We start from the raw sequence: 23,326 nt of genomic DNA, 5'->3' as shown, positions 1-23,326 counted from the left end.
GGGTAGTTTATTGTTTCGTTCGCAAGCGAACTCAACTGACTAAAGTCATCAAATTTAAAAGCTGCCTACCGAAGTAGACAGCTCTCATTTTATTTTTCTTCAAACATTTCCTCTAATATATCTATCGCATCGTTCACAGCTTGTGGACATTTTCTTTGCATCGTGTTTTCTTGTTCGATTTTTTCAAGATTTTCTGCTATATTATCTCCCAATATTTCTTCACAAATTATCGTAGATTGTTTTTCTTTGAATTTGGTATCGAATTCGAACATTTTTTTTACTAATTCAACTTTCTTTTCGCCTTCATTGGGCTTTGAATGACCGTATTTAATTCCTAAAACCATGTAGGCACCAGTTACTGCTCCACAAGTCATTCCTTTGTACATTCCACCTGTAAATGGTGATGCAATTTTTGTAACAAGTTCCTTGTCCACTCCCAAATCATCTGCGAAATATCTCAAAACTACTTGCGCACAATCTATGCCTTCTGTAAATAGTTGCCAAATTTCTTCGTTAGTTAATTTACTCATCCAATGCACCTCCACAACTTGATCCACTTCCTGCAGTACAACCGTAGCAGTAATCTTTCCACACGATTTCTCTGGACAAATCCTTCACATCAATTAAATCTTTGATGTTTGTGTAGTCTTTCATTGGGACTTTTTCTGCTAAGTGGAAGTCGCAATCGTGAGGATTTCCTAAGCTATCCACAGAAATTTGGAATCTACACATTATATTTTCACAAGTTTCTTCATTGTAATTATCTTCCAACAATTTCATGTAATCTTCGTATTCGCCTTTTTCAATTAAAAAATCTTTGAAATATCCAATAGGCATATTTGTAATAGTGAACAAATTATTGAATACAACATTTTTCTTTTTCAATTCGCGTTCATAATCAGATTGAAGATTGGATTGTTCTGGTGGCAAGAATCCACCAAGTGGATTATAAACTAAATCCAATTCTTTCTCAGTTCCATATCCCATTTCATTAAGTTTCTTCAAGTTAGCAATGACTTTGTCGTATACGCCATCTCCTCTTTGGCTATCTACATTGTCTTGTGTGTAGCAAGGAAGAGATACGACGATTTTTATGTTTTCTTTATCAAATAAATCCATTAATTCATGATTTTTTTCGATATCAGTGGCGTTTGTTCTAATAATAAGCTCGTCTACTCTTTTCAAGCATTCCTTCATAAACCACACAATTTCTGGATGTGTTGTTGGTTCTCCACCTGTAATATCCACAGTTTTCATCTTGTGGTTATCCAAAAAATTCAAGCAATCTTGCATGATTTCCTTGGACATTACTAGATTTTCACTATTTTTCATAACGTGGCAGTGTTTACAACGCAAATTACATTTTTCAGTTATATTTAATTGTAGTGTTGTAATATCGCCAGATGTTTTATATTTTTCAGAAATTCTATTTTCGAATCTCATTTTCTCCCCCTAAATTTTCCTTTTAATGCATTTTTGAAAAAGCTTGGATCGCATTTTTCATCTATACCAACCATTGTACTTACAAAATGGTGCACTTCATTATTTGCTACAAACTTGGATGAACAAGTAGCACAATAAGTATACATTTTTTCGTTTTTAATGGAGTTTTGCATTTGAGTTGCGATGTCTTTTTCGCTTTTTCCTGCAATTCCACCTGCTCCACAGCAGTTTGTACTTATGTATTTATTGTTAAATCCTTTGATATGCCTTTTGATTTCTTCAAATATTATGTGATTGTACCTGTCAGAGCATGGGAAAAACACATTTACTTCCTCATCAATATCGTGTATCATATCTCTTTCTTCAAGCCATTTAAAAATCGTGATAACTTCAACCGACAAATTCTTGTAGAATTTGTGAAAGCAGTTTGGACACACGCACACAATTCTTTCCACTTCTTTGTCTTTGAGTTCTTTTTCAAATCTTTCCATATAATTATTTTCAAATCCAGTATAATCACTTGGTAGATTGCAACAATCAATTGAATAATCAAATCCTTCTTTGTTGAATAATTCCATTAAATATTTTGTAGTATCTGGATAAAATGCTGGGAAATTACAGCCCAAATACAACAAATCTTTTGTTTTTCTTTTAGATTTGTTTTTGAAGAAATAATTTTCTTTTTGTTTTTTTACAGATTCGAATTTTGGATTTTGTTTTCTTAAAATAAGAGAAATCTTTTTTCCATCCAAATCAACCGGACACACCGCTTTGCATTTTTGACACAAGAAACAAGAAAATGCCAAGTCTTGTCTGTCAGCAAAATCTTTTAAATTAATTTTGTATTTCGTCAAAAAAGGACAACATTTTGTGCATTTACCACATTCAATACACTTGTCCTTAACTTCTTGTAAGTAATCATTTGTACTTTTGTTTGATATCATCTACTTTTTCCCCCTTGCGATACATATGTTGACATTTCTGCATCATCCACATAGTCCTAAAAGGCCCATTTTTTTGAAATCTACGCGATGAAGAATATATCTTCATTTTTGAAAGAAAAATTTTGTATCCTTTTTCCTTTACTCTAATCGAAAAATCGTAATCTTCCATTAAATCAATATTTTTGAATCCACCCATCTCATCGTAAAATTCTCTCGTGAAAAACATTCCCTGATCTCCGAATGCGATGTTTCTTTGTCTGACACGATTACTAGAATTAAATGCGACAATCTTCATTATAAACTGTTTTGGAACAAACGAAATGCTGAAACAACCCATTTTATAATTTTGTAAAATTGATTTGATTTCTTCTTTTGGATTTTCTGTGAAGAAAGTATCCGCGTGAAGAATCAGAATTATTTCTCCTGTTGAATTTGCAATTCCATTTATAATTTGATTGCCACGACCCTTGATGCTTCTAATTGGATAATATCCTCTGTCTCTGATTTTTTCAAACGTGTCGTCATCTCCACTTACGCTGAAAATCACCTCAAACTCATCATCAAAAACATCCATGTGGTCGATGAATCTATCGATTTTGTCAGATTCATTATACACTGGCACTATTACTGAAATCATTCGCTTTTATAAACTCCCATATATTATCCAAAAATTCATCAGACAAATATGCTTTTATCTTTTCAAAAGTAAATCCATTATCCCTGTTTTCATCAACATATTGAGTGTATGCCATTGAGCACCAAGTTATTCCTCTGAGGCATGTGAACAACAAATATTTTACGAATTTTTTTCTATCAACTTTTACTTTTGCTACTTTATCATACTCGTCCAAGAAATCATACATAGTGTCCATATCAAATATTACATCTGTTTTCCAAAAAGTCGTCGTTGGTGCCAAAAAATGCGCCAAATCTTGTTCACGCTCTCCTATAATCGGTTTTTCCCAATCTATAATATAAGATTTCTCTCCGATTATAAAATTTTTATTATTGAGTTCAGTGTTGATAAGGCATGGATTTTCAAGTATAGAATCCAGTCCCAAATTTTTGATGTATTTTAGCATATCTGAAATTTTCTTTTCAGTAGATTGACTTTTCTTGTCCCAATTTTGATAATGAGAAAACATCTGTGTAAATTCTTCAAACATCATTTCAAATGGATTGTCTGCTTTTATAAAATCTTTGCCAGTTACATCAACAGAGTGAATTTGTGATAAAAGATACGCTGCGATTTCTAAATCAGTGTGATAATTCAAGTCTCTACCAATCAAATATTCTTCTGTTAAATAACAAATGCCAGACATTTCATCTTTTTTCACATCGTAGACTTTCGGGGTAACTTTTGATTGCTCCAAGAATTTTAAGGCATTGTATTCGTATTCTATCTGATTAGTCAAATGCATTTGGGATCCTCTTGCAATTCTTATCAAATAATCACCATCTATTAGATAATTGGAATTATACTCACCTTTGCCAAGTAATTTCACATTTTTCGATTGAGATATGTATTTAATAAAATCAATATCAGTGTCTACATCGTGAGTTTCTTTCAGTTTAGAATAAGACAAATCATGTTCAATCAAACTATTTTCCAAATCATTTTCTACATTTGGATTGGAATATGTCTTGTTTTCAAATAAAACATCGTGTGTTTTTTTCATTCCTATTAAACTATATCCGCCATCTTCAGTTGGACTGAACACTACATCATTGGTAGTTAATTTGTCAAAAGCATTATCAAAAATCTCTCCATCAAAATCTATAATGTCAGATCCCACCAAAATCACCTTTGAATATCCTAGTGACAAAACGTAATTTATGGAATTATTCATCCTTTGACCGATATCATCTCCTGTTTGTTTGATGCAATCATAAGGAGAGTTTTTCTCGTAATCAGAAAATAGTTCATTTGGAGTCAGAGATAAGAAAACTTTGTAATCTTTTATTATATTCAGATTTTTTTCAATCAAACTTTCACTAAATTTTATCCTTTGCTTTTCTGATAAAATTGTCGATAATCTAGTTTTGGAATTTTTATTTGGAATTTTGGTCATTAAAATTACTGCGTTCATTTTATCTCCTGTAAAAAAAGCGACTCACAAATGAGCCGCTTTAATTTTAAAAAACTATTTTACTAATTCGTAATCGTGTTCTTTAGTTCCATCTAAAGAGTTGAATACGTCTTTGTTTCCTCTGTCGATTAGTTTTTGCGCTAATTGACCAGATTTATTTCCAGAATAGCAATAAGTGTAAACCGGTTTATCTGTAGGAATTTCTGATAATCTTGCATCCGCTTCATCTAATGGAATGTTAATTGCATTTTTGATATGACCTGCATCATAATCTTTTTTATCTCTAACATCAACTATTACGTTATTAGTATCTTCAGAAGCTTTTACTAAATCTTCTGGTAAAATGTTAGCAAATTTAACTAATTTGTATTCAAATTTCTTAACGCCTTCTGCGTTTGTAACATCTTTGAATCCGTTATTTACTAAAATTTCAGCAGCTTGTTGGCTCTTTTTACCGCTGTTGCAAATTGTAACAACTGCTTTGTCTTTATAAGCATCTAACTTAGAAACTTCTTGTTCGAAAGTGTCGATTGGCATATTGATAGCCCATTTAACGTGACCTTGGTCATATTCTTCTTTGCTTCTAACGTCAACAACTAAGATAGTTTCTTTTTTCTTCTTGTCTTGTTCGATTGCTTCAAGGTCAGCGCCTTTCATTTCTTTTATGGCTGCTTTTTCTTCTGTTTTTTCTTCTGTTTTTTCTGCAGGTTGTTCTGTTTTCTTTTCGTTTTCAGCTGGTTTATCTGAATTATTTGAACAACCAGTAAAAGCTATAGCTGATACTAAAGCTAATGTTAATAAAAGTTTTTTCACTATAAATTCCTCCTAAAAATCTTTATCGATAACATTGTATCATACATATACTTCGAAACCCAAGGATTATTTATTGAAATTTTCTATAAATGGATTGTCAAAGATTTTTGAGAAATATTTTTCTAAAAACTTTTGTATTAATTTTTATCTTTTATTCCACAGCTTATAGCGTCAACAGGACAGGCATTTTTGCATCTTGCACATCTGATACATTCCTTATGATTGCAATTTTTCGTAGGATCCACGTTCATTTGGCAAACTTTCTTACACCTTCCACAACTAATACATTTGTCTTTGTCCAATCTATATTTAAAAATAGAAATCGGATTGAAAAATGAATAAATCGCACCTAAAGGACAAATATATTTGCAGAAAGGTCTGTAAATCATTATTGAAAGTAAAATCGTAAGTATCAGAATAGTTCCCTTCCAATAATACAAAAATCCAATCGCTCCTCTCATGCTTTTGTTGAGTAATACGAGAGGAATTCCTCCTTCTAACATTCCTATCGGGCAAATCAGTTTGCAAAAATACGGAGAGCCTTGTCCCAAAATATCCACCACAAACATCGGCAAAATTATTACAAAAATTAACAAAATAAAATATTTTAATTTTCTCAAATGTTTATCGTATTTAAAAGTTTTTATCTTTTTGAAAAAAGGAATTTTGTATAACAAATCTTGAATCAATCCAAACGGACACAACCATCCACATACAAATCTTCCCATCAAAGCTCCAATGAAAAATAAAAATCCTACTATGTAATAGCTAAACTTAAAATTAGAGTTTCCAATTACAGCTTGTAATGAACCAATCGGGCAAGAGCCTTTAGCTCCGGGGCAGGAATAACAATTCATCCCCGGAACGCAAATTTTCTTGAGGTTTCCGCCGTAAATCTTTCCGGTTTTAAAACCTTCTACATAAGAATTGGTAATCAAAAACCACAGCGATTGGAAAGCGTGTCTGAAATTATCCATTATTTTGTATCTGTTTTTCTTGGTTCCAAAGTTTAGTAAATCTTTAATCTTATCCAATTCCAATACACTCCATGCAAATTCTTATAGCCTTATCCAATACAACTTTTACTTCGCCGTTGTTGTAACCGTAATAAATCATCCCAACAGACAGAAATAAAATCGTAACTGAAAATATACGGCTATGAATAAATTTTTTGTACATTTAAATCACCTAATTTTATTTGTTTTTCAAATTAGCTAATTCTTTTTCGATAACTTGTTTCCATTCTTCTTTTGATTTTGCACCAGAATAAGTTTCTCCTACAATATTTCCATTTTTATCGACAAAGAAAGTTTCTGGCATTGCTTGTATTCCGTTTAATCTGCCGTTGAAGTTTGATTTGTCTGGCATTAAGAATGGATATGAAGCTTTTGTTTTTTCTTGAATTAGTTTTGCTTTTTGCAATGCTTCATTATTAGTACCATTATCGTCTACAGTATCTGTGACAACTCCTACAATATTTACACCTTTGTTTTTCATTTCTTTTTGAACTTCACTCAAATCAGGAATTTCATTCACACAAGCACTACACCAAGTTGCAAACACATTTACCATTGTAAGGTCGTATTTTTCAAAATCTTTGCTTGAGAAATCTTTGCCATTGATGTCTTTTGTGGATAAATTGCCCAAACCCTTAACCGATTTTTTGTCGAATGCTTCTGTGTTTTCCAAATCAGTTTTTTCAGATAATACAAATCCATTTTCAGGACGTGGTTTCTTTTCAATAATATCAATTTGAGTTTTAGCAAATTCTTTTGCAAAACCTTCATCCATTTTACCTTTTGAACTTATGTAGTAAGTGAACTTACCATCTTTTGATTCGCCGATTTTTTTGTTATTGTCGCATTTTGTGATTTTGGCTATTTCAGCTTCAGACATGTTTTTGTCAAACATTCCGATAGATCCAACTCTTTCAAGTTCTTTTTGCCATTTTTCGTATCCATCACCCATTTTATCGACTACTGCATTTTTTTGTTCTTCAGTTAATTTGCTGAAAGTAAGCATAGCGTATTTCAATTCCTTGTCGATAGGACTTTGTTCATCCAACATCGCAATCTTCTTGTCTTTCATATCTTTTTTAACTTGTTCTGAAAGCTTGAACTTCAATCCCAAAAACTCATATACAAATTCATCTTTTGGTTGTAATGAATAATCAGCAGGTTTGAATTTTTCATTTTCAGAGTTTTTATTATCTTTCATTCCAACCTCTTTCGGACTAACCACCTTTGAATCTTTTTCTTTATTTCCATCAGATTTTTGGCATCCAACTGCTCCAACGCTAAAACACAATGCTAGTAGCAAAGTAGTTCCTTTTAATATATTTTTTCTCATAATTTCCTCCATAAAATATCTAAGTTCATATTTAGATAACACGCATTCGTGTGATCTGATATTATATTACGATAGTTTTATGAAATGTTCGTGAAACAAAAAACTTTTCCTAATTAAATCGTAGTTAATAAAATCCAAATCACACAAAAAAATAATGCGTTATAAAAACGCACTATTTTTTATTTAAAATTTCTATATATAATTTTAGATTAAACTTCAGTGTTTACAATCCCAACAGCAATGCTGCCATTTCCTGAATGGCAAACTAAAACCGGAGATAATACTTCGATATCAAAAGGCAAATTATTTTCAGTTTTTAACTCATCGTAGATTTCACTAGCCTCTTGTTTAGAATCTGCATGTACAACAAATAATTCATCGCCCTTGTTAGCATTGTTTTTTTCTGAACTAACCAATTTCATCAAATGTTTTATAGCTCTTTTCTTGCCAATAACTTTATCCACGATGTCTAATTTCCCATTTTCTAATTTCAAAATAGGTTTTAGGCTAAGCGCATTTCCAATTAATCTCTTGGATTTGCTAATTCTTCCACCTTTTTCAAGATATTTTAAAGAATCCACTAATAAGAAAATCTTACCAGTCAATTTGATTTTGTTTACATAATCTTCTATCTCATCCAACGATTTATTTTGCCCCACCATTTCCACGGCTTTTTTAATTAAAATTCCTTGTCCAAGAGATGCCGATAAACTATCAACAATCCTGATATCCACATCATACTGTTCTTGAATAATTCTCTTGGCAACTTCTGCTGATTGGTAAGACCCACTTAGTTCAGATGTTATCGTAAAACATATTATGTCATTGCCTTGTTTTGCTACCTTTTCAAATTCGATTTTGTAATCGTCTGGACTTGGCTGCGAAGTTTTCGCAAAAAATTGTGAATCATTCTTCATCATCTCCAATAACTCTTCTGATTGTATTTCTATTTTGTCTTTAAGTGATTTATCTTCGTTTATTATTATGTTAAATGGAACAACTCCTATGTTATTTTGTTCCATATAGGCTTTTTTCAAATCGCAAGCTGAATCTGATATAATTTTTATCATTTTCCCCTCCTAATTAATTTTTTTAATGATAACATTTATTGTTCGAGCGGTCAATTATATGTAATATATATACATAAACTCATAAAGTTTTAGCCAATTATACAATTTTAGCTCAAATTATTAATTTTAGCCGAATAATTTATCAAATAAAAACACAAAAAATCTATTATCAAGCGACTAACTCAATAATAGATTTTCTTATTTTTATTAACTTTTCTTCACAAATTTATGTCCACAATGAGGACAAGTTACTTTGATTTTTCCTTTATTTCTTGGAATTTTCATTTCTTTTTTGCAGTTAGGACATTTAGTATACTTCTTGTCCTTGGAATTTGCTGCTCTAATTTTATATTTTTCGAAAAAATCCGTCATAGGTTTTACAGCTTTTGCAAATTTTTGATTTTCAATCATTCGTTGATATTTGTTAACAGAAAAAACTCTGAAAATTCCGAAATACACAATTAAAACCATCGTAATGATCTCTATAACTCTATTTTTAAATTTTAAATTAATCAAAGAAAGTATCAGAGCGAATACTATCATTGTTTTCGAGAAAAAATCCACTCCGTAAACTTTTTGCAAATAATTTTTAATTTTATCTTTCATCAATATCCCTCGTTACATATTCTAAAGTTTTTGCAATATCGTCATGAATCACGATATTTGCCATATTATCGTAGCTTGTACGATCCAAATTAATAAGTATCAAATTATTTCCTCGAAAATAATTGATAAGACCACTTGCAGGATACACAACAAGTGAGCTTCCAGCTACAATCATCGTGTCTGCCTTGTTAATCCAACTGATTGCTTTTGCAAATTCCTTTTGTGGTGGAACTTCTCCGTACAATGTAACATCTGGACGAACAACACCTCCACATTTTTCGCATTTGCATGGTCTGTTTTGTTTATAATAATCCAAATCGTATTTTGCGCCGCAATTTACGCAATAATAATCTCTCAAATTGCCGTGAATTTCTGCGATATTTTTAGTTCCAGCCATAGTATCTAAGCTGTCGATGTTTTGTGTGATTACTCCAAGTAATTTGTTAGCTTTTTCTAACTTTGTCAAAGACAAATGAGCTTTGTTTGGTTTTACTCCATCGATAATCAAATTTTCCAAAACATAATTCTGAAATAAATCGGGACGTGTCACGAAAAATTCGTGACTTAACATATATTCCGGTGAAAAATCGCTGTCGTTTTTCTTGTTGTAAAGTCCCGTTGCTGATCTAAAATCTGGAATTCCAGATGCAGTAGACACCCCTGCTCCACCAAAAAACACGATTTTGTCACTTTGTTCTACAATTTGTTTTAATCTTTCAACATCATCCATTATTTACACTTCCCTTTGCTCTTCTTTCTTGAAATCTCGTTGAAACTGCTAGTATCATCACCGACAAAAATATCATAAAACAGCCAAGCAATCTTCTTGGATCTGTAGTTTCGTTAAATAAAATAATTCCTAATATCACAGATGTAATTGGTTCCAATGTCGAAAAAATCGTGTAAGTGCTAACACCAGCATTCACAATGGAAAGTTGAATGAATAGCGTGCCAAATACTGAAACCAATATCGAAATCACAAATGCAATTATCCACGCATATCTTGATAAAGACAATGTAAAATCTCCAGTAATAAGCCCAAATACCAAAAGCATCGTTGAGTTAATTGTGCAATTGTAAAATGTAACTTTGACACTATCCATGTTTTTAAGTCCGGATACATCCATATAAATCAAATAAAAAGAATAAGTACAACCAGATGCCACAGCCAAGAATAATCCTAATGGAAAATTACTGCTTCCACCTACATTATTAGCAAGCAAAATAACTCCGATAATCGATGCGATAAGTGAAACGAATTTGTATTTTGTCATTTTTTCGTTCAAAAACAAAACCGAATACACTGTTACAATCGTTGGAAAAATAAAGTGTATGGATGTAGCAAGACCTACCGAAATATATTGATAAGATGCATAAAGCATTGTCATTGTGATGCAACCACCAATGCTACACATCAAAATTAGTTTTTTCAATTCTTGATTTGTAACTTTGAGGCTGACATTTCTGCTTTTCAATGAAATAATCAAAAATGGAATTACGAAAAACCCCCTTAAAAAAGAAGTCATAATTACGTTACTTCCATTGCTCAGAGTTTCTCTGACCATAATCGGTGTAAATCCAAAAATCAACGCCGAGATTATGGCGAACATCATTCCTTTAGCTTTTCTCACTATTTATAACACTCCTTTTTTACGCATTTATTATCTTCATAATAAAGCACGATTTCAGAATATTTCCCGTCGTAAATAGCGAAAATTTCACCCATAGAATCGCTATGTCCATCCATGTTTTTTAAATCTTCGTAATCGATAAATTCCAATGTCCCTTCGACATTTTCCTTTATCAATTCTCCAGAAAAATCATCAGTTTCGTACAAAAATCCAACAATTCTGTCGTTGTTGTCCATGTCGTACCAGCTAATCATTCCAACATATTTTATGTTTTCAATATCCAAATTAGTTTCTTCTTCCGCTTCTCTAATAACAGATTCAGTAATAGATTCTACCTTTTCGACATGTCCTCCTGGAAAAGTTAACCCTTCCCAACCGTATTTTTTTACTTTATCTAAAACCAAAACATCATTTCCACGATTTATTTTAATCATGTTGCACAAAATATTTTCCATAAATACCTTCTAAATTTTAAATTTTTGGATAATGTAGTCTGTAAACTCTGATGGATTATTGATATCGAAATTATCGTAACCCACAAAATTTCTGTCGCTAATAATTCCATATTTATTTACATCGCTACATACCAAATCATCTGTAAGAGTACATTCGTATTTAATGAAATCTGAATCCTTCATTCCTTCGATAATAATCAAATCAACATCGTCTAATAATTTTATCAAATCATAAATATTTTTACTCCCACCATCTAATTTAAAGTATTTATCGTTAAAAATCAAGGTCTGACAAGCGCCGTACTCTTTGTAATAAAAAGTGTCAGTGTCTTTGAAATCAAGCTCAAAATCGTGCCCATCGTGTTTTATTACCGAGCAAGTTTTACCTCTTTTTTTCAATTCATAAACAAGCTTTTTAATAAAAGTAGTCTTGCCGCTATTTTTTTTGCCACAAATACAAATCAAAGGCGTCGCATTTTGTTTCAGTTCTTCTGGATAATTAATATTAACAAATTCATCCTCAAAAATTGTGTATTTCAAATTAACAAATTTCGTATCGATTTTCTTAATTAAATTCATCACGCGATAATCTTTGTTAGAAAGCATTTCTTCCACAACGGGAATTAATTTTTTTGAAAAAATCCCACAAGTTGGATAGCATCTCTCATCTGTTTCAAAAATTACAGCTTCATCTGAAAAACTTGCGATAGATGCTGCAAAATCCACCAAATCTGGTTTCACATTTATCATATCGCAAGAAGTTATAAATACATATTCATTTGTAGAATTTTTCAAAATCTCCAATATTCCACTCAAAGGTCCCGCATCAATATAAGTGTCCTTTACAGTTTTAATTGGAGAATAATCGGCTGTATTAGATGAAACAATTACCTCGTAATCTTTGAACCTATCTATTAATTCTTCTATAAAAGTGTGACCGTAAAAGTTCAAATCAAATTTGTCTTGACCCATTCTCACACTTTTTCCACCAGCCAATATTCCTACAGAAACTCTCATATCTCACCCAAATAAATATAATCTACAATCGAACCTTCTTCCAAGCTTTCGTTTTGCTTTTGAAGTAAAAGCGCATTGCAGTTGGTCAAATCTTGTAACATAGAATTCTTGTGTTTGTCAAAAATCGTAATCTCAGAATCTTTTACAAAACATCTGACATATCGTTGTAACCTAGATGTTTTCATCGATCCTTTTACGACCTTTCCTTTTTCGAATTGTTTTACATTTAATCCATAATATTTATTGTACAAATCCCAAAACAAAACTTCGAAATTACAAAAAGCTGCAAACGGACTTCCCGAACAAGACAACACAATCTTTCCGTCGACTTTTGATGCCATAACAGGAGTCCCTGGTTTCATTGCAATTCTGTGAAACAAAACCTCTCCGATTTTTCCCATACAAGATTCCATCAAATCCTTATCTCCAACGCTCACTCCACCAGTTGTTATGATAACATCAGATTTGGGTGTCAAATTCTTTATTTCTCTAATAATTGAATCTTCATGGTCAAGACAGTTTTTTTGTTCCACAACTTCTACTCCAGAATTTTTCAGAATAGATTTCAATGTAAAAGTTGTTGAACTGTAGATTTTACCTGGTTTATATTCTTCTCCTGGATATAATAATTCAGAACCTGTCGATAATAATGCAACCTTTAATTTTCTGTAAACTTTGACTTTTGCATAGCCATTTGATGCCAAAATCGACAAGTGAATCGAAGAAATCCTAGTGTTTTTAGGAATTAACAAATCATTCTCTTTCACATCTTCTCCTTCTTTGATGTAATAATCAAAAGGTTTGTAAGTTTTTTTGATTTCAATGTAATCATCAAACGCATCGCAATCTTCTTGTTTTACGATAGCATCATAACATTTCGGAACAAAAGCTCCCGTCATAATTCTCACACAAGTATTTTCTTCGTAGTCAAAATCATTGCAGTCTCCTGCATAATTTGTCCCGATAATTTTCTTCTTAGATAATTTATCAGAATCTTTGCTGCTTACAGCATATCCATCCATTGCACTTTTTGGATATGGAGGATTGTTGAACTTAGCCAACACATCCTCTGCCAAAACTCTGTTGTACGCATCATCTATATCAATTTCTTCAATTTCAGATGCTTTTTCTATATTTTGTTTAAGTATTTCCTTCGCTTTTTCAACATTTAATAACATTTATTCAACCTTATTCACTTTTTAATTTAGTGTTGATTTTTCTCATTGTTGGAATCAAAATTCCGCCCAAAACATTGCCCAAAGTAATCACTATTAGAGCTATAATTGTTTGTGAATTCCACATTCTTGCCATTTGAATGTAAAACATATCTGCAATACAGTGTTCAAATCCACAAAGGATAAATACCATGATGCTCATTACAATTCCCAAATATTTTCCAATTTCGTGAGGATTGTTTAAGTATTGATCCACAGCGTGAACAACCATAATATTACAGAAAATACCCAAAACAAACAAACTTATCAAACTATCGTCTGCTTTTACTTGAACCAATTTCGTGGATTTTTCGATAATTCCTGGAGCAACTCTTGTAAGACGAACTAATTCCGCTACAATAATACTTCCTACTAAGTTTCCAACCCACACCATCAAACACCATGGCAAATAAGTTTTCACATCATTATTGAACAAATATCCAATTTTTCCTGTGAACAGATTGTACTTCAAAGTACACACCGCAAAAAGTCCCAAGCTGAACATGAATGCTCCGACAATTTTATTGTTTAGGCTCAAAAACACAACTCCGCCCATTGCAATAAACGCCCCTGCCATAATGGCATACAAAAAATCCGCTAATTTTTTCATAACTAATCCTTCCTTCTAAAATCCAAATAAATATTTAAACGACTTTGTTTGCAAAAGCCGATTACAGACAAATTATATTTTTCAGCTAATTCCAAAGAAACATCTGTCGGTGCACTTCTGGAAACTATTACAGAAATTCCAGAATTGATACATTTTTGAACAATTGATGAAGGAATTCTTCCAGAGGTAAATGCAATTAAATCAGATAAGTTTTCGCCATTTAACACAGCCGTACCCACAGCCTTGTCAAAAGCATTGTATCTTCCAATATCATCGCATTGACAAATTATTTCCCCATTTTTCGCCAAAACAACAGAATGCACATTGCCCGTTTCTTTAAATAATTGAGATCCCGATAAATTAAAATTGGAAATCTTCAACAGTGTTTCTTCGTCCCAATCAATCGGTGTGACTTTTTCATCTCTATTTGTAAAATTGTATGGAACGTTTTTGTAATCGCCACTTTCCGTAGTCACATGACTTGGAGTGTTATCGATATCTTTCAACTCAACATTACAAATATTTCCATTAATATTTATATCTACGTTTTGTATATCTTCTGGTCTCACAATGTTTTCTGTGATAAGATATCCCGTCACAAGTTCTTGTAAATCCTTTTCAATACACAAAAGTTTTACAATTGGTTTCGAATTAATATTGATATCCAACAAAAATTCTCTAAGAATAACATCTTCAACTTCTTCTATAACGCCATCGTTATATTTCTTAACCATTACATTTTTTTCAAAATTCATAAAATCTCCTTTATTTAATTATATCAAACAACTTTAGCCGATACAAATACTTAACACCATTATCAATTTTATTTTTTTCTCACAAAAAAATCGGCGAATAATCACCGATTCAATCAATCATTTTTATGTCGTTGTTCTGCTTCTTTTTTGCTGTAAATGCACCCACAGTAATCTTGTCTATACAAATCAAACTCCTTCGATAATTCTATTGACCTCTTGTATCCATTTCTCTTCTTGAAATCAGAATGCAAGAATTTCGCTTTGTGAGTTTGTTCTAATTTCTCTCCGATTTCATTGATCCATTGACTGTTTTTGTGAGGGCTAACTGACAAAGTCGTCGTTACGAAATCAAAACCCATCTCATCTGCAATGTCGAAAGTTCTGTCGATTCGCAAATCGTAGCACTCATAACAGCGCTGTGATTTCTCTCCCAAATCCTTGTATGGTTTCACCCTTTCGTAGAATTCATCGGGATCGTATTTGTCAACAATTATATCTATCGGATACTTTGCTTTTGTATTTTCGATTACTTTTTTCTGCTCCACAACTCTCTTGTCGAACTCAGATTGTGGAGAAATGTTTGGGTTGTAAAACAAAATAGTTATCTTAAAGTACCGTGACAAATATTCCAGTACATAACTGGAACAAGGCCCACAACAGCTGTGAAGAAGAAGTGTTTCTCCTCCGTTTAGATTTTCAATTGTTTTATCCAATATTTTTTGGTAATTCTCCATAAAAATCAACTATCCTTCTTTGATCGGAAATCACAAAATCTGCTCCCGATTCTACAAGTTCTTCTCTTTCTCTAAATCCCCATTCAACACCGACACTTGTTACGTTCGCATTCTTGCACGTCTCAATATCTGTGTCAGTGTCTCCAAAATATACAATCTCATCTTTTTTAATATCCAAATCCTCCACTATTTTTTCAAGCAAATACGGATTTGGTTTCCTTTTAGTTTCATCTTCCAAAGCAGATACATAATCAAAATACCCTTGCGGAAATAAATTATTCAAAATTTTTTCTGCTGCTGGAAGAGTCTTGTTCGTGCATACGCAAACAAGTGCGCCCATTTCTTTTAACTTATCCAAGCATTCTCTTATATGTGGATACAGTTGTGTTTTCTTATCATCATATCCGTTGTAATATTCGATGTAGCTGTCGTAGATTTCGTTAAATTGAGAATGAATTTTTTCTTCATCCAAATTATCGCGTTCTATCAAATAATTCAAAGATTTTTCCACCAAAATTTTAGGTCCATCTCCAAGAAAATAATTGAATTTTTCCTTTTCTACGGGTTTGAGTCCGAATTTTTGTGTAGTGTGATTGAAACAATTATTAATCATTTCAATAGAATCTATCAACGTTCCGTCCAAATCAAATACAAATACTCTCTTCATTAAATCACCTTCGATTGATACATTGCAATTGAACAAGCTATCGGCAAATTCAAAGAATCCACGTCCTTCGATTGATTGATGAAAATCTTATTTTCATTGTAGTATTCTTGTGGAAGTCCTGCTCCTTCATTTCCAAACGCCAAACTAAACGGCTCATCAAATTTTACATCACGTAGTTCATTTGAACTTTCATCTAATAAAAACGAATAAATCTTATTTTCCGGGAAATTTTTCTTGTAATCTTCTAGATTATCGAATCTTTGAATATTTAATTTGAAAAAAGCTCCCATACTCGCACGTACAACTTTAGGATTGTAAACGTCGCAAGTATTTGAAATCAACGCCAAATCCTTGTAACCAAATGCAAGCATGCTTCTCATAATCGTTCCAAGATTTCCCATATTGTCTATTCCGTCCAAAATTATGTGGTTTTTTTCTTGTAATATTGATTTTTGCTTTTTGAAAACTCCAATCACATATTCCTTGTCTTTTAGTGAAATTTTGTTGATTTGTTTACTCGAAATCGTATAAGGAATTTTCTTCTCATTCAATATTTTTATTAATTTTTCTGTGTCATTGAAATCCTCAGAAATTAAGACCTCCTCAACAATATCAGCCTTATTTTCAATAAGTTCATAAGTTGGAAAAGGTCCCATTGTATAAGAATATTCAAGATCTTTTTTGTATTTTGTGTATTTTTTCATTTATACTCCATTACTAAACACCCACATCGCTTTGATTTGTGGTTGTAATCTATCGTATTTCCATGATTTTTGCGAATTAGTAAAACTGTTTGGATCGTTGATTATAATATTGCCATTTGCATCCATTCCCGAAATCACCATTACATGCCCCGTTTGTGTGAAATCTCCAGGTCTTACAGAAATTAGAATTGGATTTCCTTTTTTTAGATTTTCTTTAATAATATTATAATTCGCATCCATTTGAACAGCTTTCAATCCGTATTTTCTTGCTATATAAGGATAAAATCCCCAGCTTGTTCCTTCTGATGAAGAATATCCGTTGCGATCACTCTCTTCAGCTATTTTTGCTGGAGTGATTGAAGGGTCGTTCTTCAAATACGACATAGCCATTGCGCAACTTGTAGGGCCACATCCTGTAAATCCAATAATTCCGTAGCCGTATTTTTCATAACCCCATCTCTTGTCCCATTGCAAATACAATGGTACGTTCGAACTATTTGCGTTTTCTGGATATGAATAGTCGTTTTTAATTGTAGAATCAATTGTTTTCGCCACGAAATTCACAGCAGTGTAGTTGTTACCGGCAAGTTTTAAAAGAGAAGGATGAATGTCGTCGGCGCTTTTCATCACCAATTTTGCATTAGGATTGTACTTTGCGTAAACTTCCAAATTGTGCAACAATTCATTTCTCTTAAATGTGTTTTGGTAAATATTTTCATTCTTTTTGATTTCATCAAAAACTTCCTCATCAGTTTTTTCTTTTTCCACTGGTTCTTCTGGTTTGGAGTTTTGTTGTTCAGAAGTTTTTTGCTCATGAGCTATCTCAGCTTGTTTTTGTTCAGCTGAATGCTCTTGTCTATCATTTTTTACTTTTATGATTGAAAATAGAATTACTAATAGAAATACTGAAAACACAATCCTTCGTTTTACTGCGCGTCTTCTTTTTTCTTCTAGAAATCTATCGTGATTATTACGTATCAAGTTTTCACCTCATTTATCTAATTATATCACACGATTTGAAATTATTACAAAATTATGACAACTTTATAAAATTGTAACATCCTTTTGGGTATAATTACATTAGAGGTGATGATATGAGTAAATTTTACGATTCAATTTCAGATAATTACGAAGATATTTTTCAACCAAACGACAAGCAAATAAATTTCTTAGAAGAACATGCTCACGGCAAAATCTTGGATGTTGCCTGTGCCACTGGAAAAGTTGCAAAAAGACTTCAAGATGATGGGTATGATGTGATGGGGATTGATTTGGAAGAAAAGTTTGTCGACAAGGCAATTAATGAAAACAAAATCGATGCTAAATGTATGAATATGTTAGATATCGACAAATTGAGAGAAAATTTCGGTTTGATTTATTGCATCGGAAATTCTTTGGTACACTTGGATTCTACAGAAAAAATAAATGAATTTTTGAAAAAATGCTATGACAAATTAAACCCAAACGGAAATCACGTACTTCAAATCATTAACTTCCATCCATTTTTACAAGTAGATGATGATTACTTGGGAAATCTTCCAACTATCAAAAACGAAAAAGTTGAATTTGTACGAAAATATTTCAGAAACGGTGATTTTATACGATTTAACACAGTGATGACAGCCGCTGATAAGTCCATCGAAAACGACGTCAATTTATTTCCAATAACATCAGATGAATTAGTAAAACTTTTAGAACAAAATGGTTTTGAGAAAATAAAAATATACGGCGGATTTAATAAAGCAGAATTTGATAAGGAAAAATCCAGACCATTAGTAATCAGCGCTGAAAAACTATAAAATAAAATTTACTGGCATTAAAAAACCTCCCACATGGGAGGTTTATTAAAATTTTATGCTCTTTTTGATTGATCCGAAAATTCCACGCGCAATATCTCTACCGATTTGTCTTGTAAAACTACCAAGCATTGAGTTGATGCTTTTAGTTGCGAAATCTTCTATCGGAGATTTTTCTTGTTTTGTGGATTTCTTAGTTTGTTTTTCTGGCTCTTCTTTAATTTGATTTTGCAATTTCGTTTGCAGTATTTCATAAGCAGATTCTCTGTCGATTGATTGCGAATATTTTTGATGCAAATCAGAGTTTTTCACGATATAATCCACGTCCGATTGAGAAAGTGGCGTAAATGATGAATGTGGTGGAAGTACCAATCCTTTTTTAGTTATACTTGGTGCTCCCTTTTCGTCCAAGAACGAAATCAACGCTTCACCAGTTCGTAAATTTACAATTTCATCTTTTACATTCATATCGGCGTTTGATCTGAAAGTTTCAGAAACTTTTTGCACTGCCTTCAATTCTTTTGGAGAGAAAGCTCTCAATTGATGCACAATTCTATTTCCTAATTGCGAAGAAATAGAATCTGGAATATCCAGCGGGTTTTGTGTAATAAAGAATATTCCCACGCCTTTTGAACGAATAAGTCTTACAACTTGTTCGATTTTATCCATTATCATTTTGTTTGCATTGTCAAACAACAAATGTGCTTCGTCAAAGAAGAACACAAGTTTAGGGATTTCAGGATTGCCAACTTCAGGTAGCGATTCGAAAAGCTCTGACAATAGCCACAACAAAAACATCGAATACAAGTTTTTGTCGTTGATAAGTTTTGCTGCAGAAATTATATTCACAAATCCGCGTCCATCAGAATCCGTCTTCATCAAATCTTTTATATCCAAGCTTGGCTCTCCCAAGAATTTATCTGCACCCATATCTTCAATGTACAATAATTTTCTCATAATTGCACTGATACTTTGAGTTGTGATATTTCCGTATTTTTTGGAATAAACTTCCCTGTTATCTGACAAATGATTAAGCATAGAACGCAAATCTTTTATATCCAACAACAATAGCCCTTCTTCATCAGAAACCCTGAATGCAATATTCAAGATTCCAGCTTGTGTATCGTTCAAATCCAAAATCTGCGACAACAAAATCGGACCCATTTCAGAAACTGAAACTCTCAATGGAAGTCCAGCTTCTCCGTAAACGTCCCACAAATTCACAGGATAGTTTTTGAAATCAAAATCTGTGATATTCATTTCATCAAGTCTGGATTTTAAGTTGTCATTCATTTCACCGACTGATGCTAAGTTTGACAAATCTCCCTTAACATCTGACAAAATAGTTGGCACTCCCAAATCAGAGAAATATTCGCACAACACTTTCAATGTAACTGTTTTTCCACTTCCTGTCGCTCCTACGATAAGCCCATGTTGATTTACTTTATTTGAAAGAAGCTCGATATCTTCGTTTCCTCTTGCAATCAATAATTTTTCCACAATTTCCTCCGTATTCTAATTTTCTTGAATAATTTGTTTCAAATCAATGAAATTGAACAAAGCTTTATTGTAAAAAGCTTTTGTTTTCTTGTATTTGTTGTAATTGTTGTACACGTTTATTCCGTACACAAACAAACCAAACACCATCAATATGTATTTGCCAAATATCAAATACAAAATCATTCCCATAATGATGTAAAATATTGGGCTGTAATCAAATGGCAAATCGTAAAATACGCTGTAAATTATTTTATCAACGCTCATTAACGCCAAGAACAACCACGCATACATTGCCAAATAGAGCGTATTTGATTCTAATAAATTAAGAATGATTGCTGGAATAAAATACACTCCTGCTCCTATTATCGGTACGAATGAAAACACCGTTATAAAAAACGATTTGACAAAAACATGGTCGACCTTAGCAAATTTCAAAAATAAAACAGACGTCAATAAAACGAATATTATTTTCGAAATCTCATAGCTTTTCTCGTACAAAATTATTTTCTTTAACTCTTTCATATTAATAACCCGGCTTTTCTAATAGTTTAAACATTTGCTTCTTGTATTCTTCGACTCCTGGTTGATTAAAAGGATTCACTCCCAAAACAAGCGCCGAAATCGCAACACTCATTTCGAAGAAATAAATCATATATCCTAGATTTTCTTCATTAATCTCATCAATCTTCACGACAACACTTTCAACATTTGAAGACAAATGCGCATTAAGTGTTCCTTGCGTAGCCATCTTGTTCACATAATCCACGGATTTTCCGCTCAAATAATTTAGATTATCCAAATTATCTACGTCAGATTTTATATACAAATCTTTGCGTGGATTTTCAACTGAAATCACAGTTTCAAACACGTTTTTTTGTCCGTCCTGAATCATTTGACCTACTGAATGAAGATCTGTCGTGAAATTACACATCATCGGGAATATTCCCTTGTTGTTTTTACCTTCAGATTCTGCAAATAATTGCTTGAACCATTCAGAAAAATATTTCAATCTCATTTCGTAATTAATGAGTATTTCGATGTCTTTTCCATTGCGATACATGTTATTTCGAAATGATGCGTATTGCAAAGCAAAGTTTGATTCGTAATCAAGTTGTGTAAAAGCTTCCATTGCATTTGCTGCGCCCACCATCAATTTATCGATGTCCAATCCTTTTACACAAAGTGGCAACAATCCAACAGAAGTTAAAACGGAAAATCTTCCGCCGATATTATCTGGAACTACAAAAGTTTCGTACTCGTTGATATCAGACAATTCCTTCAAAGCACCTTTTTGTTTATCAGTCGTTGCGAAAATTCTATCCTTTTGTTCTTCTTTTGTGTATTTTTCGTCCATCAATTCTTTGATAAATCTAAAAGCGATTGCAGGTTCAGTAGTCGTCCCAGATTTGCTAATTACATTTACACAAAAATCTTTGTCCTTCAAATAATCCAAAAGTTCAGACAAATAAGTAGAAGACAATTGGAAACCAGCGTAGATAATTTCGATGTCGGATTTCTTAAAATAATCACTCATCGCATAATCAATCGCCTTAGCTCCCATGTAGCTTCCACCGATTCCAATCACAACTAAACAATCAGAGCTTTCTCTTATCTTTTTCGCACATTTTTTGATTCTCTCGAATTCTTCTCGGTCGTAATTTTTAGGCAAATCAATCCATCCTGTGAATTCTTTACCTTCACAGGATTTGTTTAAAAGCTTTTCTAAAGCATTTACGGATTCTGTCCTCAAAGTATCCACAGAATTATGACTTGTCGTATTTGAAAAATCTAGCTTGAACATATTTCCTCCTATAGAACCTTCAAACTCACTAGAACAATATCGTCATCCTGTTCCAAAAATCTAAAAGAATTCACCTCGTTTAACACGTATTCAATTCTATTTTCTGGAACTTTCATTAAATCTTTTTTTAGTCTTTCTTCGCCGTAAAATTCGTTGTCAAATCCTCTAGTTTCTGTTATTCCATCAGTATACATGATTAATTCATCGCCACTGGAAACCAATATATCTCTTTGGTCAAAGCTCACTCCCTCAAACATTGGAGAAATAGGATGACCTGTAACCTTCAATTCTTCTAATTTATCGTCTGAAATCAAAAATGGAATACCATTGTGACCAGCATTTGCATATGAAAATATTTTGAGTTTTCTATCATATAATCCGTAAAAAATCGTAAAATATTTATCCACCGATAAATTAAGTTCAGTAAATGTTGTATTCAAATCCTTCAGCACTCTTTTTGGTCTAGAGTCTGTAATTCTACTTACCAAATACCTCATTGTTTGTCTGATAAACATCGTAAGTATTGATGCAGCGATTCCATGGCCCACAACATCTGCGATGTAAATTCCCACAAATCTTTCGTCAATGTCAATGCAATCGATGATATCTCCGGACAAATCCCTTGACGAAATGTAGCTGTAATCCAAATCCAAACCAACATGCTCACCCTTACTAGGCAAAGTTTTGCTTTGAATGTGCTTGGCAAATATAATCTCATCCTTGATGTCCTTGTTCGCATTAATCAAATCGATCTGAGTTTTGACCTCTTTTGAAATATCTCTGAAAACTTCGACAGTGCTGACCACTTCTCCATCTTTATCCATAACTGGAGAAGAAGTTATGGAATAATCCACGCCATTTATTTTTCTTTTTTCTTTGATAGTGCTGTTCAAACGGTATTTTCTATCTGCCAAGCATTTCGGAAAATCATCACTGTAATCCAAATAGCAATTCACTCCTATAGGATTGATAGGCATAGATTTTATCATGCTAGTATTCGCGAATATTATTACCCCATCTTTATCTATTACTCTAACTAAATCCTTCATAGAATTTAGAACTTCGTAATCAGATCCTTTGAAATCACTAACATCTTCACTTGATTTCTTCTCCAAGGATATCTCCTC

27 protein-coding genes are annotated in these 23,326 nt (G+C 32.5%); 1 reads left to right on the top strand and 26 read right to left on the bottom strand.

Going from position 1 to position 23,326, the window contains the following annotated elements:
* Positions 1-89: 89 nt before the first annotated feature.
* The 22 genes from ACLUJM_RS02140 to ACLUJM_RS02035 all read right to left on the bottom strand — a co-directional run bounded on the left by ACLUJM_RS02140 (position 90) and on the right by ACLUJM_RS02035 (position 18,083).
* Entirely contained in the window at positions 90-530 is a 441-nt protein-coding gene (locus ACLUJM_RS02140) for a C-GCAxxG-C-C family protein (RefSeq protein ID WP_412412071.1), read from the bottom strand.
* Complete coding sequence (gene arsS, locus ACLUJM_RS02135; RefSeq protein WP_412412070.1) at positions 523-1,443, bottom strand: arsenosugar biosynthesis radical SAM (seleno)protein ArsS; 921 nt, start codon at positions 1,441-1,443, stop codon at positions 523-525. Before arsS ends, ACLUJM_RS02140 begins: the two co-directional genes overlap by 8 nt.
* On the bottom strand, positions 1,440-2,387 hold the full coding sequence (locus ACLUJM_RS02130) for a heterodisulfide reductase-related iron-sulfur binding cluster (protein WP_412412069.1): 948 nt from the start codon (positions 2,385-2,387) through the stop codon (positions 1,440-1,442). The genes arsS and ACLUJM_RS02130 overlap by 4 nt, the downstream gene beginning before the upstream one ends.
* Positions 2,362-3,024 (bottom strand): TIGR04283 family arsenosugar biosynthesis glycosyltransferase, encoded by a 663-nt coding sequence (locus tag ACLUJM_RS02125; RefSeq protein WP_412412068.1) that lies wholly within the window; start codon positions 3,022-3,024, stop codon positions 2,362-2,364. The genes ACLUJM_RS02130 and ACLUJM_RS02125 overlap by 26 nt, the downstream gene beginning before the upstream one ends.
* On the bottom strand, positions 2,996-4,477 hold the full coding sequence (locus ACLUJM_RS02120) for a TIGR04282 family arsenosugar biosynthesis glycosyltransferase (protein WP_412412067.1): 1,482 nt from the start codon (positions 4,475-4,477) through the stop codon (positions 2,996-2,998). Before ACLUJM_RS02120 ends, ACLUJM_RS02125 begins: the two co-directional genes overlap by 29 nt.
* 54 nt (positions 4,478-4,531) lie before the next feature.
* Positions 4,532-5,290, bottom strand: coding sequence for a rhodanese-like domain-containing protein (locus ACLUJM_RS02115; protein ID WP_412412066.1), 759 nt, complete (start codon positions 5,288-5,290; stop codon positions 4,532-4,534).
* Positions 5,291-5,427: 137 nt separating this feature from the next.
* Complete coding sequence (locus ACLUJM_RS02110) at positions 5,428-6,324, bottom strand: 4Fe-4S binding protein (RefSeq protein ID WP_412412065.1); 897 nt, start codon at positions 6,322-6,324, stop codon at positions 5,428-5,430.
* Entirely contained in the window at positions 6,317-6,469 is a 153-nt protein-coding gene (locus ACLUJM_RS02105) for a CD1871A family CXXC motif-containing protein (protein ID WP_002835608.1), read from the bottom strand. Before ACLUJM_RS02105 ends, ACLUJM_RS02110 begins: the two co-directional genes overlap by 8 nt.
* Before the next feature lie 15 nt (positions 6,470-6,484).
* Entirely contained in the window at positions 6,485-7,639 is a 1,155-nt protein-coding gene (locus tag ACLUJM_RS02100) for a TlpA family protein disulfide reductase (protein WP_412412064.1), read from the bottom strand.
* Positions 7,640-7,848: 209 nt separating this feature from the next.
* On the bottom strand, positions 7,849-8,709 hold the full coding sequence (locus ACLUJM_RS02095) for a DegV family protein (RefSeq protein WP_412412062.1): 861 nt from the start codon (positions 8,707-8,709) through the stop codon (positions 7,849-7,851).
* Between the two features lie 207 nt (positions 8,710-8,916).
* Entirely contained in the window at positions 8,917-9,315 is a 399-nt protein-coding gene (locus ACLUJM_RS02090) for a hypothetical protein (protein WP_412412060.1), read from the bottom strand.
* Complete coding sequence (locus tag ACLUJM_RS02085) at positions 9,305-10,045, bottom strand: NAD-dependent protein deacylase (RefSeq protein ID WP_294684122.1); 741 nt, start codon at positions 10,043-10,045, stop codon at positions 9,305-9,307. Before ACLUJM_RS02085 ends, ACLUJM_RS02090 begins: the two co-directional genes overlap by 11 nt.
* A complete protein-coding gene (locus tag ACLUJM_RS02080) occupies positions 10,038-10,946 on the bottom strand; it encodes a DMT family transporter (protein ID WP_412412059.1) in 909 nt (302 codons plus the stop codon). Before ACLUJM_RS02080 ends, ACLUJM_RS02085 begins: the two co-directional genes overlap by 8 nt.
* Complete coding sequence (locus ACLUJM_RS02075; protein WP_412412058.1) at positions 10,946-11,401, bottom strand: 8-oxo-dGTP diphosphatase; 456 nt, start codon at positions 11,399-11,401, stop codon at positions 10,946-10,948. The genes ACLUJM_RS02080 and ACLUJM_RS02075 overlap by 1 nt, the downstream gene beginning before the upstream one ends.
* A 9-nt stretch (positions 11,402-11,410) precedes the next feature.
* On the bottom strand, positions 11,411-12,418 hold the full coding sequence (gene mobB, locus ACLUJM_RS02070) for a molybdopterin-guanine dinucleotide biosynthesis protein B (RefSeq protein WP_412412057.1): 1,008 nt from the start codon (positions 12,416-12,418) through the stop codon (positions 11,411-11,413).
* On the bottom strand, positions 12,415-13,596 hold the full coding sequence (locus ACLUJM_RS02065) for a molybdopterin molybdotransferase MoeA (RefSeq protein WP_294684119.1): 1,182 nt from the start codon (positions 13,594-13,596) through the stop codon (positions 12,415-12,417). The genes mobB and ACLUJM_RS02065 overlap by 4 nt, the downstream gene beginning before the upstream one ends.
* 10 nt (positions 13,597-13,606) lie before the next feature.
* Positions 13,607-14,242 carry a formate/nitrite transporter family protein gene (locus tag ACLUJM_RS02060; protein ID WP_294684117.1) on the bottom strand — a complete coding sequence of 212 codons (636 nt, stop codon included), beginning with the start codon at positions 14,240-14,242 and terminating at the stop codon, positions 13,607-13,609.
* 2 nt (positions 14,243-14,244) lie between these two features.
* Positions 14,245-14,997 (bottom strand): formate dehydrogenase accessory sulfurtransferase FdhD, encoded by a 753-nt coding sequence (fdhD, locus tag ACLUJM_RS02055; protein ID WP_412412055.1) that lies wholly within the window; start codon positions 14,995-14,997, stop codon positions 14,245-14,247.
* A gap of 113 nt (positions 14,998-15,110) precedes the next feature.
* Positions 15,111-15,731: an epoxyqueuosine reductase QueH gene (locus ACLUJM_RS02050; protein WP_412412053.1), complete on the bottom strand. Its 621-nt coding sequence runs from the start codon at positions 15,729-15,731 to the stop codon at positions 15,111-15,113.
* Positions 15,703-16,398: an HAD family hydrolase gene (locus ACLUJM_RS02045; RefSeq protein ID WP_316445115.1), complete on the bottom strand. Its 696-nt coding sequence runs from the start codon at positions 16,396-16,398 to the stop codon at positions 15,703-15,705. Before ACLUJM_RS02045 ends, ACLUJM_RS02050 begins: the two co-directional genes overlap by 29 nt.
* On the bottom strand, positions 16,398-17,102 hold the full coding sequence (locus tag ACLUJM_RS02040; RefSeq protein ID WP_412412051.1) for a TrmH family RNA methyltransferase: 705 nt from the start codon (positions 17,100-17,102) through the stop codon (positions 16,398-16,400). The genes ACLUJM_RS02045 and ACLUJM_RS02040 overlap by 1 nt, the downstream gene beginning before the upstream one ends.
* Entirely contained in the window at positions 17,103-18,083 is a 981-nt protein-coding gene (locus ACLUJM_RS02035) for a C39 family peptidase (RefSeq protein WP_412412050.1), read from the bottom strand.
* Between the two features lie 113 nt (positions 18,084-18,196).
* On the opposite strand from ACLUJM_RS02035, the gene ACLUJM_RS02030 reads away from it, so the two are divergent.
* Complete coding sequence (locus ACLUJM_RS02030) at positions 18,197-18,901, top strand: class I SAM-dependent methyltransferase (protein WP_412412049.1); 705 nt, start codon at positions 18,197-18,199, stop codon at positions 18,899-18,901.
* A gap of 45 nt (positions 18,902-18,946) precedes the next feature.
* Here ACLUJM_RS02030 and ACLUJM_RS02025 read toward each other — a convergent pair whose 3' ends face one another.
* From ACLUJM_RS02025 to ACLUJM_RS02010, 4 genes are read right to left on the bottom strand one after another with little or no spacing between them, the layout of a single operon-like run.
* Positions 18,947-20,398 carry a helicase HerA-like domain-containing protein gene (locus ACLUJM_RS02025; protein ID WP_316445113.1) on the bottom strand — a complete coding sequence of 484 codons (1,452 nt, stop codon included), beginning with the start codon at positions 20,396-20,398 and terminating at the stop codon, positions 18,947-18,949.
* A 15-nt stretch (positions 20,399-20,413) separates the two neighbouring features.
* Positions 20,414-20,920, bottom strand: coding sequence for a hypothetical protein (locus ACLUJM_RS02020; RefSeq protein ID WP_316072151.1), 507 nt, complete (start codon positions 20,918-20,920; stop codon positions 20,414-20,416).
* A gap of 1 nt (position 20,921) precedes the next feature.
* Positions 20,922-22,199 carry a glucose-6-phosphate isomerase gene (locus ACLUJM_RS02015; protein ID WP_316072152.1) on the bottom strand — a complete coding sequence of 426 codons (1,278 nt, stop codon included), beginning with the start codon at positions 22,197-22,199 and terminating at the stop codon, positions 20,922-20,924.
* A gap of 8 nt (positions 22,200-22,207) precedes the next feature.
* The gene (locus tag ACLUJM_RS02010) at positions 22,208-23,314 is read right to left on the bottom strand and encodes a SpoIIE family protein phosphatase (RefSeq protein ID WP_316072153.1); all 1,107 of its coding nucleotides are present in this window, start codon (positions 23,312-23,314) and stop codon (positions 22,208-22,210) included.
* Positions 23,315-23,326: the final 12 nt, after the last annotated feature.

This window comes from Finegoldia sp., assembly GCF_046991905.1.
GTDB lineage: Bacteria > Bacillota > Clostridia > Tissierellales > Peptoniphilaceae > Finegoldia.
The sequence above is the reverse complement of the archived record's forward strand: the minus strand, read 5'-3'. Positions and strand labels throughout refer to the sequence as shown.